12 protein-coding genes and 2 pseudogenes are annotated in these 14024 nt (G+C 59.4%); 10 read left to right on the forward strand and 4 right to left on the reverse strand.

Features of this window, described 5'->3' with window-relative positions; genetic code table 11:
- Positions 1–388: 388 nt before the first annotated feature.
- The 3 genes and pseudogenes from AC04SI_RS23840 to AC04SI_RS23850 all read left to right on the forward strand — a co-directional run.
- On the forward strand, positions 389–727 hold the full coding sequence (locus AC04SI_RS23840; RefSeq protein WP_488474998.1) for a hypothetical protein: 339 nt from the start codon (positions 389–391) through the stop codon (positions 725–727).
- Positions 728–820: 93 nt separating this feature from the next.
- A pseudogene (locus tag AC04SI_RS23845) lies at positions 821–1042 on the forward strand (IS630 family transposase); the annotation flags it as partial.
- A gap of 179 nt (positions 1043–1221) precedes the next feature.
- Positions 1222–1545, forward strand: a pseudogene (locus tag AC04SI_RS23850) (M16 family metallopeptidase); the annotation flags it as partial.
- A gap of 60 nt (positions 1546–1605) precedes the next feature.
- Here the strand turns inward: AC04SI_RS23850 and groL are convergent.
- The 3 genes from groL to AC04SI_RS23865 form a co-directional block, all read right to left on the reverse strand.
- Positions 1606–3234 carry a chaperonin GroEL gene (gene groL / locus AC04SI_RS23855; RefSeq protein WP_488474999.1) on the reverse strand — a complete coding sequence of 543 codons (1629 nt, stop codon included), beginning with the start codon at positions 3232–3234 and terminating at the stop codon, positions 1606–1608.
- A gap of 53 nt (positions 3235–3287) precedes the next feature.
- Positions 3288–3602, reverse strand: a complete 315-nt coding sequence (locus tag AC04SI_RS23860; protein ID WP_488475000.1) for a co-chaperone GroES — start codon at positions 3600–3602, stop codon at positions 3288–3290.
- 1360 nt (positions 3603–4962) lie between these two features.
- Positions 4963–5298, reverse strand: a complete 336-nt coding sequence (locus AC04SI_RS23865; RefSeq protein ID WP_488475001.1) for a helix-turn-helix domain-containing protein — start codon at positions 5296–5298, stop codon at positions 4963–4965.
- Between the two features lie 1178 nt (positions 5299–6476).
- Here AC04SI_RS23865 and AC04SI_RS23870 point away from each other — a divergent pair.
- Both AC04SI_RS23870 and AC04SI_RS23875 read left to right on the forward strand, forming a co-directional pair.
- A complete protein-coding gene (locus tag AC04SI_RS23870) occupies positions 6477–6800 on the forward strand; it encodes a type II toxin-antitoxin system PrlF family antitoxin (protein ID WP_352706672.1) in 324 nt (107 codons plus the stop codon).
- Complete coding sequence (locus AC04SI_RS23875) at positions 6797–7315, forward strand: type II toxin-antitoxin system YhaV family toxin (RefSeq protein WP_488475002.1); 519 nt, start codon at positions 6797–6799, stop codon at positions 7313–7315. Before AC04SI_RS23870 ends, AC04SI_RS23875 begins: the two co-directional genes overlap by 4 nt.
- Positions 7316–8206: 891 nt before the next feature.
- Here the strand turns inward: AC04SI_RS23875 and AC04SI_RS23880 are convergent.
- On the reverse strand, positions 8207–8644 hold the full coding sequence (locus AC04SI_RS23880) for a hypothetical protein (RefSeq protein WP_488475003.1): 438 nt from the start codon (positions 8642–8644) through the stop codon (positions 8207–8209).
- Positions 8645–8721: 77 nt separating this feature from the next.
- Here AC04SI_RS23880 and AC04SI_RS23885 point away from each other — a divergent pair, with 77 nt between their 5' ends.
- The 5 genes from AC04SI_RS23885 (at position 8722) to AC04SI_RS23905 (ending at position 13903) form a co-directional block, all read left to right on the forward strand.
- Positions 8722–10812 (forward strand): prolyl oligopeptidase family serine peptidase, encoded by a 2091-nt coding sequence (locus tag AC04SI_RS23885; protein WP_488475004.1) that lies wholly within the window; start codon positions 8722–8724, stop codon positions 10810–10812.
- Between the two features lie 166 nt (positions 10813–10978).
- Positions 10979–11674: an OmpW/AlkL family protein gene (locus tag AC04SI_RS23890; RefSeq protein WP_488475005.1), complete on the forward strand. Its 696-nt coding sequence runs from the start codon at positions 10979–10981 to the stop codon at positions 11672–11674.
- 144 nt (positions 11675–11818) lie between these two features.
- Complete coding sequence (locus AC04SI_RS23895; RefSeq protein ID WP_488475006.1) at positions 11819–12274, forward strand: amino acid kinase family protein; 456 nt, start codon at positions 11819–11821, stop codon at positions 12272–12274.
- 338 nt (positions 12275–12612) lie between these two features.
- Positions 12613–13368: a 4'-phosphopantetheinyl transferase family protein gene (locus AC04SI_RS23900; RefSeq protein WP_488475007.1), complete on the forward strand. Its 756-nt coding sequence runs from the start codon at positions 12613–12615 to the stop codon at positions 13366–13368.
- Between the two features lie 343 nt (positions 13369–13711).
- Complete coding sequence (locus AC04SI_RS23905) at positions 13712–13903, forward strand: hypothetical protein (RefSeq protein WP_488475008.1); 192 nt, start codon at positions 13712–13714, stop codon at positions 13901–13903.
- The last annotated feature ends 121 nt before the right edge of the window (positions 13904–14024 follow it).

A 14024-nucleotide genomic window follows, 5' to 3' on the forward strand; every position in this document is an offset into this window, starting at 1 on the left:
TTGCGGAGCATTCGATGACGGCCGCATTCTCAGCGTCTTCGTCATATCGATATTTCCTATGCGTTAGCCAAGTCCTGTGTTTTGTCGAACATAACAGATGGGGAGCAGCTTTGTCACTCGGAAGCCCGCTCAGATTGCTGAGCAGCCTTTCGTTTCGGCATTAGGTAGCAAACGGCAGACCGCGAAGAATGGTGCACAGCGGACAATACGGTTCGTGGTCTTTGCTGCCTAATGCTGGAAAAGTCCTTACTGAGCCCGCGCGTGCGTTTAGGGATTGGATGCAACCAAATGCGCAACTTTGACCTGGATCACAAACGAACGATCCGTCAGATTCGGGTCAGGCTCTTACACTAGGATAACGATGATTGCACACTAGGAGTACGTTGATATGGGCCACCAAAAGAAATCAGAAAAACGAGTGGACCGCTCGCATCTGCAGTTAGCCACCATCGACGGCGTATTCCTGCCTACTCTGCAATTGTCCCTCAACCAGCGGGAGGGTCCTACGCCGAAGAAGAAGTCCTTTTTCCAACAATTGCTCTTGGATTTTGCTTTCGCTTGCGAGCTATATTATCCGGTTCAGCAATATGAACGTTTCGCAATGACGGAGGAAGATAGCCGCGATGCACAGTATCAATTCGAACCAACCCACGCACCCAATTCCCGCACGTCCCGCCTCACCCCGAAGATTCTGGCCACAGCCAGTACCTCTGCACAGAGGATTTGACGGTTCCGACGGGTTGTAAACCTGGGTAGGCTGTCGGGTTCGACGAGCAGTTCAATACTGCGCGCGGAGCCGGGGCCTGCGGATCAATCGAGCGCGCTCGAGGGTGAGCACCCTCCATCGGAGGCGCGACGCATCCTGCAACGGCTGGAATTCAATTAGACGCCCACGCATGCCAGCTGGCTTAACGGGTTGAGATCGAGATCGGCGTCCTGCGCAGTAAGTGCCTCGACCGCCGCATCGAAAGTCGTGACAGCCCATTGCCGTGGGAAGACCGGCGAAATAAACAGCGGCGCCGGCATCAATTGGATATTCTAATTGGATATTCTAAATTGAACAGGCCTGCCTTTAAATGGCCAAAACCTATCCGATGCCCACCGCAAAGGGTCATGATCCCTGTGCAGAGCCCCGAGTGGCCGCACGCTCAATGCCCTTCCGCTAGCGCGAGCAAAGTATCCTCCCAAACCGCAAGCCCTCGCGTGCAGCGACGCTGTCCGATATCCGACAATGTGGGACACGCGACATTCGCCTATCACGCGACGACCGCTCCGGTTTTGGCTGCCAACGACGACGGCAGGGTGACGGATTTCCTGCTCGACAACGGAATGGCGGTTGTCGTCATCCCCGATCATTGTGCGCCGATCATCACTCGTATGCTGTGGTAGAAGATCGGCAGCGCCGACGAGTCGCCCGGCAAGTCCGGAATCGCGCATTTCTTCGAGCATCTGTTGTTCAAGGCCACGGCCAATCACGCCACTGGCGAGTTGATCCGCGCCGTGGCCGAGATCGGCGGATCAATTAACGCCTTCACCGATCGCGATCCTCCACTTCCCGGAAAGTGCTCGCTCCGGGTAGCGGAAGCGAGCACTTACCACAATTCATCAGAAGTCCATGCCGCCGCCCGGCATTGTCGGGGCGGGCGTTTCCCTCTTCGGCTTCTCAGCCACCATCGCCTCGGTGGTGACGAGCAGGCCGGCGACCGAGGCGGCGTCCTGCAGCGCGGTGCGCACTACTTTGGCGGGGTCGATCACGCCCTGGCTGAAGAGATCGCCATATTCGCCGGTCTGGGCGTTCCAGCCATAGCCGAACTCCGGCTTCTCGCGCAGCCTGCCAATGATGATCGATCCTTCCGCGCCGGCATTTTCGGCGATCTGACGGGCCGGCGCCTCGATGGCGCGCCGCACGATCTCGACGCCGGTCTTCTGGTCGCGATTGTTGACGGCGACATTGTCGAGCGCCTTCGCTGCCCTGAGCAGGGCCACGCCACCTCCCGGCAAGACACCTTCCTCGACCGCTGCGCGGGTGGCGTGCAGCGCGTCGTCAACGCGGTCCTTTCGCTCCTTGACCTCGACTTCGGTTGAGCCGCCGACGCGGATCACCGCGACGCCGCCCGCGAGCTTGGCCAGCCGCTCCTGCAGCTTCTCTCTGTCGTAGTCGGAGGTGGCCTCCTCGATCTGGGCCCTGATCTGGGCAACGCGGCCCTCGATCTCCTCCTTGCGGCCGGCGCCGTCGACGATGGTGGTGTGCTCCTTCTCGATCGAGATCTTCCTGGCGCGGCCTAGCATCTGCAGCGTCACGTTCTCCAGCTTGATTCCGAGATCCTCCGAGATTGCGGTGCCGCCGGTGAGGATGGCAATGTCTTCCAGCATGGCCTTGCGGCGGTCGCCGAAGCCGGGCGCCTTGACGGCCGCGACCTTGAGGCCGCCGCGCAGCTTGTTGACGACAAGCGTGGCGAGCGCCTCGCCCTCGACGTCCTCGGCGATGATCAGCAACGGCTTACCCGACTGCACCACAGCCTCCAGAACCGGAAGCAGCGCCTGCAGGTTCGAAAGCTTCTTCTCGTGAATCAGCACATAAGGCTCTTCGAACTCGACGCGCATCTTGTCCTGGTTGGTGATGAAGTACGGGCTGAGATAGCCGCGGTCGAACTGCATGCCCTCGACGACTTCCAGCTCGGTCTCGGCGGTCTTGGCTTCCTCGACGGTGATCACCCCCTCATTGCCAACCTTTTGCATCGCCTCACTGAGGAAACGCCCGATCTCGGCGTCGCCATTGGCCGAGATGGTGCCGACCTGGGCAATCTCGTCATTGTTGGTGATCTTGCGTGCGTTGACCTTGAGCTCGGCCACGACCGCGTCGACGGCTTTGTCGATGCCGCGCTTCAGGTCCATCGGGTTCATGCCGGCGGCAACCGCCTTGTGGCCTTCCTGGACGATCGACTGTGCCAGGACCGTCGCGGTCGTGGTGCCGTCGCCGGCGATGTCGCTGGTCTTCGAAGCGACTTCGCGCACCATCTGCGCGCCCATGTTCTCGAACTTGTCCTCGAGCTCGATCTCCTTGGCGACGGTGACGCCGTCCTTGGTGATACGCGGCGCACCGAACGACTTGTCGATGACGACGTTGCGGCCCTTGGGACCGAGCGTGACCTTCACCGCGTTGGCGAGGATGTCGACGCCGCGCAACATCTTGTCGCGGGCATCGGTGTGGAACTTCACTTCCTTGGCAGACATTAGATCATTCCCTCATTAGGCAGCTTACATTGACGTTAGTCACGCGGCTTCACTCAAGCGGCTTGCCTGGCCGAGGCCGAGACCTCGATCACGCCCAGCACATCACTTTCCTTCATGATGAGCAGGTCTTCGCCGTTGAGCTTGATCTCCGTGCCGGACCACTTGCCGAACAGGATGCGGTCGCCGACCTTGAGGTCCAGCGGCTGAAGCTGGCCGGTTTCACTGCGTGCGCCAGGGCCAGCGGCGATTACTTCGCCCTCCTGCGGCTTTTCCCTTGCGGTGTCAGGGATGATGATGCCGCCGGCCGTCTTCTCGTCGGCTTCGATGCGGCGGACCAGGATACGGTCATGCAATGGACGGAATGTCATATCGTTCTCCTTCGACAAACAGATTGCGACAGGCTGCTCCGTTCGGACCAAAAGGACCGGTGCGGGGCTCGCGCGACCCATTTCGGCATCGCGGACATGCGGACCTAATTTTGCTCCTTTCTCGTTTCAAGATGTGGACTGCCTTGGAAATTCCGACCGTCATGGCCTGCTATAATTGCGCCATGTGTCTGTACCGCTCTCGCGATTTGGATGACTTGAGTTGGGTCTGGGAACTGAGCCCGCGAAATACCTCTTCGGCCCGTTCAGCAGCTACTAAAAAGCAAAGGTCATGCCAGATGCGGCATGGCTTCAAATTTCAAGAAGTTAGAGATTCTCCGTATGCTGCGGCTGGGCGGGGTGTCGCCATTTTGTTCAATTCCTTGCAGGAATTTGTAAGGAACCGACCAATGGTTTCTCTATTTATGGGCCTGTCCAGCTTGGGGCGCCAATGCCAGTACGCAGCGGAGGCAGACTGGACTGAAGTTCATGAAAAAAGATGCCCAGGGCGTGAAAACATTTTGATTCAGGACCTAATACGGTCACCCGCAATCACCAGACTGAACCGCTATAAAGCGGCAGAGGCTCGCGAATGTGCAGCTGTTGGCAGCTCGCGGGCGGGCCGCACGCCTTCATCCGCCTCCGAAACACCGATCTTCTCGCTGCGACTGATCCTGCTGACCCGAGCTGGGCACCACTGCGATGCAACGAGGGCCTTTGTTTCCGGTGAAATGGTTCCAGTCGTTGTCAGTTTCAGAAGCAACGTGCTGTTTCAGTGCGCCGTATTCCTTATCTTGGCAAGGCGGGCAATCTTGACCCGCCGAGGCAATCTAGCCATCGCCCGATTGTCTACCTCAACCTCTCGCCCAAAACCGACTCGGCGAGGCCGAGGCGCTGAACCGTGCGGCAGCCTATGCGGAAGCCGCCGCCGATACGATCTTCATCCATTCGAAGAAAAAGGACCATCCAAAATCCACAGGCGGTGCGGCTCGCCTCGCCATTAATAGCCGCGGGAAACCACCCGACCTGCTGATCCTGCACCCCCGATCACAGGCTGCGCCGTGCGATCGCTATTGCTATGTCTGAAGACGCAATAGCATTGGGGGCTTGGGCAGGGTGGTTTCGCGCGGTTATTAAATGGCAGGATAGGCTAGTGGTATACCGCTAACCGTTTCGCCCGAGGGGCGAGTGCCGCTCGCTGTTTTGAGTTAGCGGGAGACCCGGAATAGGTCCTCTGGACCATATGTGCCCGCTGGGGCACGATCCCGTTATACTCGAAGAGGATGGTCTCCGCGCCTCGGACGCGATTGCTCCTCGCAATCCGATCGGGAGTGTGCGGCCATGATCAATATGCACCTCAAAGTCAGCCATCGCGAAACGATCCGGCTGGCCGCTTGAGATGGATGTGTTTGGGCAGATCGGCGCTAGCCAGCGCCTGCCCGACGCTGTCGTTGCTGATGTCGGCGACCTCGCTTAGGCCGTCGAGCAGACCGAGCGCCTGCAGGACGCCGGCATAAATGCTGATGCTGAAGTTAGTGTCCCCGGCTTCGACCCTTTGCAATGTCGAGCGAGATCTGAAGGCGCGCTCGGCCACGACCGCCATTGGCAGCCGCCGGCGTCGACGCGCTTCATGGATGTCCGCCCCAAGCTTGCGCAGCGCGCGTCGCACTGCAGCAGGAGGGTTGTGTTGCGTGGGCATTTTGTAACCTTCGCACTACAGATCGGCTTAATATGTAGCACGAAGATTGGCGCCGCTCAGCAGGAAGCGAAGGTTTAATCTTACCGACGTCGCGAGGGGGGCATCGAGATTCCGAACCTCAGCAATCGCGGCGACGGCAGTTTTTCACGTTAGCGGGCTCACTGGGACAATATCAATTTGAGTGAAGGGCCCATCTGCCTCAGGATCCGATCGATCGGGAATTCGGTGACGATCCGAAATCCTCTTCAAGAGGCTTGGAGATTGCCTTCTTCATGTTCCATTCGCGGCAAAGATATTGCCGCCCAACTTCAAGTTCTGAACGCCAGGGGCACATACACCCTGAAACCGGATGCCCGGCAGGAGACTGAGCTCGCTGCCGGGCCGGATACGCCTTGGGAGGTGGCGTAAGTCAGCGGTTTTTCGGGGCCATGAGACGACTTCTCCTCAGTCCGAACGCCTTTTGCCGCAAGCCTTGCATGTACCGTGCCAAGGGCAAAAAATCATTTAAAAACAACTGATGGTTCAGATTCTGCTGCGTTGCGTCGCCGACATTGTCGGGTATCGGACAACGCTGCACATGGCTGAATGGTGCGTGCTTTCCCCCGGGGACTCCTTCAGCTATTCCTTGAGAAAGCGCCGGGCAACCGGAATCTGCTGCATGCCAGGCACACCATTATCAATCGCCACGGCTCTCAGCATCGAGTGCGACATCCAGGTCGAGCGAGCTGTCGATCGATGTGGGGACGGCGCGTAGCGCTGGCAAACTTTCCCGCGCATCATTTTGCGTCTGTCTGCGACCGCCGATCCAACAAGACTGCCGGCTCAACTTCAAGTACCTTGGCAAGCTTGTCGATCATATCGATAGTGCCGCGAGCTCGAGCGGCGATGTCGCCGAGGATGCGGATAGCTGTTCCGCAATGACCGGCCGACTCAGGCCACTCTTTCCTTGTTGAGCCGTCAGAGCAGGAAAGGCGGTTCGGCGCAATACTTCGCAAGATCTTTCCCCGGCAAGGTTCACGACGAACCCGAGCCGCAATAGCCTTTGCCCGGCCCTCCGGTCAGCAACCAATCGATGTGCTGAATGCCGGCGCTGGCGCTAAGGATATGAGCCGCCCTTGACGAGGCAATGCATTTGCATTACCTATCGGAGCGATGGTCCAATGACTCAGGAGGCTGACATGGTTGCGCTCGCTCAGGATGTCTCGAAGCTCACCGATCGCTATCAGACGACGGTGCCAAGCGGTGTGCGAAAGCAACTTCAGCTTGGGAAGGGCGACCAAATCCGGTATTATACCGAACCGAGTGGTCGGGTCTATATTGAGGCGGTGCACGAGGCTGCCGATCCGGCGCTCGGGGCATTTCTCGATCTTCTCGAAGCGGATATTCAAGCTCACCCCGAGCGGCTGAAGGCGTTCGACGGGGCGCTATATGATCGGCTAAAAGCGCTGGTCGGGGATGTCGAGGTTGATCTCGACGCAACACTGTCTGCCGATGACGAATGACGAGGCAAGACGCGCCACTTAAGGCTCCCCTCGTCATCAACGGGTGGTCGATCTACGCGCAGCCGCTCTTCCTCGATCAGCTCGAATGTCTGATCGAGGAGGTTGAGGCCCGCAAGGCGCGCGATCCCGTCAACTACCGGAAGAAGAACTGCGCCAAGCAGCTGGCTGCGATCGCCAGACTCGTGACCAAGGATATCCCGGCTGACCCGGCGGGGGCGCAATTTCGGCAGGGTGATACGCTCAGCAGCGACCGCAAGCACTGGTTCCGTGCGAAGTTTTTTCAGCAGTATCGTCTGTTTTTCCGGTTCGATAGCGCCAGCAAGATCATAGTGCTCGCGTGGGTAAACGACAATGACACCTTGCGTGCCTACGGGAGCAAGACAGATGTTTACGCGACCTTCAAAAGCATGCTGGATAGCGGCAATCCTCCCGACGATTTCAGAGTGCTGTTAACAACGGCAAAGGCAGCGGCAGAACGGTTCGAGGCGGCAGTCAAAGCGGCAACTGATGGCTAGGCAGGGCTTCAGACCAACCGAAGCCTACTGCACGAATCTACCAGTCCCTGGAATTCCCTGCCATTGGAGACGAACCTTCACGCTATAGATAGCAGCCTGTGCAGTTGCAGGTGACTTATCAGTGAACCGAAAAAACGAACCGGCCAGACGCGCAATGGCCTGTTTGGTGATGCTCACGCCGAGCTTTCCCTGCGGCCAGTATGGAGATGGAGCGTGGCTGTGCGCCGCTTGAACCTGGGATGCAGCCGATTTCCCAGGCAGACTTGCCCCGCACTGCCCCATTCCAGCACGCACACCAATTCACCACAGCGTCAACGAGACACCACGACCATTCAATGGCAGGAGAGTTTTGCGGCAATCTGAAATAGCAAAACAGCTTGCGAGGACCTGAAGACCTTGTTCGTAGCGTTCCGCGCCCGGAAAACGCTGGAGTGCCGCTCAACGGCAAAGGTCATAGCGGCAACACTGATGATCGGGATCGGGATCCTCACGCCACAGCAGGTGCCAAACTGCGTGTCGTTCTTGGAAAACCCTCTGCTGACGCGCGAAACCTCAAACACCCTTAGGCCGTATCTCCATGGAATAGGGTCCGCCACAGCGTGCACGCGAGAAATCCGCCTCTCCTGGATGCCTTCCGTTGCCTTGGGCCCTGCCCGCCCCCGACGTCGCGTGAAGACTTAGGAGGCAGAACTCGCACCACTTACGAGTACGCAAAACACTGCCGCGCTTGCTCGCTGGCCTCAGTGGCCTCCAGACATTGGCCCATGTGGATCCCGAGGATGCGGTCAGGCAATCATACGCAAACATAATGCCCGAGGGATGCCAATCTGCCGACCTCAGCGTTGACGGCGCGAGTTCAGCCTGCAGGAGGGCGTTGAAGAAGCCGGGTTTTCACGCGAGTTTCGCGATAGTGCCTGCATTGCCGGCGTCGGTTTGGATTCTCAGGCTGCCGCCGCGGCGGATCAAAGGTAGCAGGCTGAGCCAATACCGCCGGAATCGAACAGGAGAGTGGCCGCCCAACCGCCTGAGGTTCATGACCGCTGCGGTGAGGAAGACCGGCATATCCAAACCAACTTCGGTGTGAGCTTCACTGCTTGAGTTATGCAGGTTTCCTGCGAGCTCGCACACGAGATCGATCGGGCGCTTACCGTTGCAGTCATTGTCGGATCTACGACGATGTCGGACATAAGACACAGCGCCATCAGAGTGATCGCATTGTTCTGAAACGATTTTCCTGGTTGGCACGACACATGCAGTCCTATGCGCAAACGCACTGCCGCGTCGCACCAACTGAGAAGAACTCATCCCATGATCACGCTCGCCGAGCATGCGGTCGCCGCCGCAAACAATGAGCTTTCCCGAGCGGACGGAAGCCTTTGCGCTTTCATTCTCCAGGTTGTACGGACATGACCGCATTCGATGTCCGCCCAACACTGAATGCTCCCGACGATGATCCCTATCTTTGGCTAGAAAATGTTGAAGGCGAACGGGCACTTGACTGGACCGCCAGCCAGTCGGCCAGGACACTGGGGCACTTCGGTGGAACGCAATTCGAGCGCGACCGCGCGGACCTGACAGCGATTTTCGACCGTCCCGACAAAATTCCCCTGATCACGCGCCGTGCTCAGTACCTCTACAATTTCTGGCAAGATGCCCGCAACCCGCGCGGACTGTGGCGCCGGACCACCCTTGCCGCCTACCTGATGACGGATCCCCAATGGGAGGCACTGCTCGATCTGGACGCCGTCGCCGTTGGCGACGGAGAGGACTGGATCTGGGGCGGCGCGTCCATCGAGCCGGAGAGACGGGAAAGAGCCGTTCTGCGCCTGTCGCGCGGCGGAAGCGATGCGGTCGTGCATCGCGAATTCGATCTGGGGTCCCTGAGCTTTGTCGCCGACGGGTTCAATCTCCCGGAGGCCAAGGGCGGCATTGAATGGCTCGACCCTGACGCGCTTCTGCTTTCCAGTGCGCTTGGTGATGGCATGGCCACCCGCTCCGGCTTCCCGCGCACCGTTCGGTTGTGGAAGCGTGGCGCGGATCCGCTCACCTCAGCGGTAATCTTCGAGACCGATTCCGAATCCCTCGGCGTATCTGGTCATTTGGACCGCACCGCCGGGAGCGAGCGCCTTTGGTTCATTGAGACGCCGGCCTTCTTCGAAAGGATAGGTCATATCGGCGACAGGAGCGGGCCGAAGATGCAGATCGACCTTCCGCGGGATGCCCGGTGGAAGGGATTTGGCAACTGGCTGGCGGTAAGGCCGCGCAAGCCCTGGACGGTGGGTGGGACGACCTATGCCGCCGACGCGCTGATCGGCATCTCGCTTTCCTCCTTCCTCGCCGGCGAGCGCAGTTTTGCCGCCCTCTTTGAACCAGGCGACAGGCGCTCCCTGCAGTCATTCTTCTGGAATGACGGGAAGCTCATCATCTCCTACCTCGTCAACCTCGTTCCGCATTTCGAGATGTTCACCCCCGGCCGCCAGGAATGGACGCGCCGAGCCCTGGACACCGTGCCCGCCGAAGGGACTGTTCACCTCTGGTCGCTCGATGCGGAACGTCACCAGACCAATGGAGAGGTCCTCGTTTCGGCTCAGGACCCGATCACGCCGCCGAAGCTTCTCCTATTAGACCTCAATGCCGCGGTGCCTCTCGGCGCTCCAGTAATCCTGAAGCGCAATCCGGAGGATTTCGACGCATCCGGGTTGGTGGTCACGCGCCACGAGGCAGTCTCGACCGATGGTGAGATGATCCCCTATACCCAGGTCGGCCCGGCGAGCGGGAACGGGAATGCCCCGGTTCACCTCACCGCCTACGGCGGGTTCGGCATTTCGCTCCTGCCCTACTATGACGTCTCGATCGGCAAGCTGTGGCTGGAACGTGGCGGCACGTCCGTGGTGGCGAACATCCGGGGCGGCGGCGAGTTCGGCACCCGTTGGCACGAGGCGGGGCGCAGACAGGGCAAGCGTCTCGCCCACGACGATTTGGCCGCCGTTGCCGCCGACCTCGTGCGAAGGGGTATTACGCGGCCGAGGCGGATTGCCGCCGAGGGCGGCTCAAATGGCGGCCTTCTGATCGCCAATATGCTGACACGCTATCCTGATCGTTTCGGCGCGCTGTTCTGCACAATTCCGCTCGTCGACATGCGCCGCTACACCAAGCTTTTGGCGGGCGCGAGCTGGATTGACGAATATGGCGACCCTGACAAGGCGGACGATTGGACTTTCCTGAAGGAAATCTCCGCTTATCACGCCGCGGCGCCGGGACAGCCCTATCCGCCTATCCTGCTCGCCACCACGAAGCGGGATGACCGCGTCCATCCGGGCCACGCGCGCAAGATGGCCGCGAAGCTGCAGGCTCTTGGCTATCCGGCCTACTTTTACGAGCCCAGCGCGGGCGGGCACGGCTACGGCAAGGACAACCGGGAGCGGGCCGCATTCATTGCCCTGGGCAACAATTTCCTTCGCAGTGCGATCGGTTGGCACGTCGATGGCCTTCGATAGTTGGCCGGGTCCGAACAAGAGCAACTTCGATGATTGCGAGCACGGCAAAATAATGTGTGCACAGATTCACGCAAAAGGAGGATGAGCGCTCCGTCAACCTCAAGTAATTCTAGCAGGATTAGTCATAGTGCAGTGTATCATTTCTGAAGAGCAAGGAGAGAATATCATGGAGAGAAAGCGAATGGGCGTGGCGCGGGGCGTAACAGCGGCCGTCGTCCTCATGGTGGTGGGACAGCAAGCCGTCGCGGCCGACCTTGTGCAAGCCCCGAGCGTCCCGCAGGCAGGAGCCGCGGTCACGGAATGGCCAAACCCTTGGCAGGTCCGCCTGCGCGCGTTGGGGGTCATCACCGAGGATTCGGGCTACGTTAATATGGTGCCCGGCTCCGGTCTTTCCTATTCGGACACGGTGGTTCCGGAACTCGATATCTCGTATTTCTTCACGGACAACATCGCCGCCGAACTCATACTCGGCACCACCTATGCCAACATCGAGGGCCAAGGAGCGATCGGCGGGCTGGGCAATATCGGCAAGGCCTGGCTGCTGCCACCCACGCTCACATTGCAGTATCATTTTACCGATTTCGGCGCGTTCAAGCCCTATGTCGGCGCCGGCGTGAACTACACGATCTTCTATAACCAGGATGCCGGCAGCGCCGATGCTCTCAAGATTAAGAATACGTTCGGCACCGCGCTGCAGGTCGGCTTCGACTACATGGTGGATCAGCACTGGGGCGTCAACTTCGACGTGAAGAAGCTCTTCCTGAAGCCAGACTTCGACGTCACGGTGGACGGCGCGAAGCTGACGGGGAAGGCCGCTCTCGATCCCTGGTTGATAGGCGCAGGTGTCACCTACCGCTTCTGACAACGGAAGGCGAATGCCGGTTGTTGAAGCTCCGACCACGAAGTAAGCGCTCGTCTGGGCAGCCGATACGAATAATGAAGGGCGCCTCGTGCGCCCTTATATCTCCAAAGCCGTGACGCTCAGGAAAGGTGAGATTGGAGAGACGTGTCTTCACTTCTAGTGCAGCAACACTCAACGGCAGCACCATTAAGTCCGATCCGATTGCTTTCGGCTCGCCGGCTGATAGTGAAGATTGGCTCGGCACTGATCGCCGATGCAGAAACCCGAGAGATACGCGGTCCTTGGCTTCAGACGCTAATAGAGGATGTCGTCCGATTTTTCGCGCGCGGGCAGCAGGTGATCATCGTCACCTCTGGTGCTGTCGCGGTCGGCTCAAGTCACTTCAACCATCTGGACAGATCTCTGCGAGTTGAGGAGAAACAAACGGCCGCCGCTATCGGTCAGGTTCGACTCATGCGTGCCTATGAACAGAGTTTCAATCGCCATGGTGGCGCGCACGTTTCAGGGGCTTCGGTTCAAAGTCGTCGTCGCACATCAACGGTCGGCCCACACCTTGAAATCGAGTCATTCCTCGGATGCAACTCGACCAGTTCGCGGTGAGTTGAGTTTTCCGCGGCGCACACCGAGTTCGCACCGGGAACCGACAGGCGGTCACGGTTAGACTCTGTGTCGGATCTTCGACGATGTCGGACATGATACAGTGCTATCAGAATGATCGCACTGTTCTGAAACGATTTTCCTAGTTGGCACGACCCATGCTCGGGCTATCCCCAAACGCGCTGCGGCACAGACTGAGGAGAATCATCCATGATCACGCTCGCCGAACATGCGGTCGCCACCGCGAAAACTGAGCTTTCCCGAGCCGAAGGAGAACCTTTCGTTTGTCTACGGCGATGGGGTCTAGGCTGGGCCCTGTGGCGGTGAGCGCGGCCTCCAGCATGCGCGCCTCAGCCGTCAGGCACCTCATTGCTCTTTCTGCCCGTTCGCTTGGATTTCTTAAAGACGTGACCTTGCACGACACGGGATACGTCGATGCGGTTCTTGTGCATGGCCGGTTCGATTTCGAGTGCTACACGGAAGATCTGTTTCATAAGCTCGCCTTGGCCTTCCCTCCCAGCTTGTGCACGGCACTACCGTTACGCCGTGCCGAATTTCTGGCCGGTCGCGCGATGGCGGACGCGGCGTTGCAGGCGCTGGGCCAACATACTACTGAGATTCCCATCGGTCCCGACCGCGCCCCAGTCTGGCCAAAAGGCTCAGTTGGTTCAATCACCCATGCGCGGGGGCATTGCGCCTGTTTCGCCAAAGGCGATCCAGGCTGGCAAGCCGGTGTCGACATCGAGACAATAGCCAGCGGCGACGCGCTGGAATCGATCCTGAGCATGACGGCTAACCAGCGTGAACGTGCCTTGATTGCACGACAGACGGCACTCCCTCCAGATCGGCTGGCAACGCTGCTCTTTTCGGCAAAGGAGACACTTTTCAAAGGACTCTACCCGGTGGTGCGGCGCTTTTTTGGGTTCGACTGTGCCGAACTACGGGCGCCCCCTGCGAACGGATGCTTGCGGCTGCACCTAACACAAACCCTTTGCAGGGAATTACCTGCGGGCGAATCCTATGACATCCGCTTTAATATTACCGCCGACTGGGTATTGACTTGGCTAGCCCTGCATCGGTTACGGAGGCAAGCCTGATTACCCGAGCCGCATGTAAAATATAGCGGTCTGCCCTTTCACAGCCGGTTCCGTCCGGCGGATCCTCGTCGCGCGCTCGTGAGGCGTCAGCTTTTGCAAACTATGCGTCAGCGCCTTGCGCTGCTCAGACACACACTCCACTTGCTCGAACATTTCCTTGCCCGGGCGGACGAAGCTGTCGCGACCGGCCTCGGCTCGAAACGCCCAGATCCTGGTATCGGTCGCCGTCCCTCGGCCGAAAAGATGAAGCTGAACTGATGACGGTCGCTGGTCGTGCCATCCTCCGGATCATAGAGTTCCCCCGGGCTTGCTATCGAATGCCAGCGCGCTGGATATAGCGCAGATGAGCGCGCGCCGACTGAAGTCCCTTTCCATCCAGCTTGACGACACGGGACTTGATGACCAGGCGCGGCTGGAAGGCGGCGAAGCGGTCACGCGACGCAAGCTCGCTGCAGACGCCGGCACCGCGCCCGATCCCGGTGCCATGGAAGGTTCCCTTGCCGCGACTTTCCCAACCACGAGCAAGATTGGCTGACGGCTGCGATCGAGGTATTTCCGGCCGCGGGTGACGCGCATTTTTGCGGGGCTTCGGGTCAAAGTCTTCGTCGCGCATCAACGGCTGGCCCCCACAATTGAACTCGAGTCATTCCTCGAGT

Source organism: Mesorhizobium sp. CNPSo 4689 (assembly GCF_057784325.1).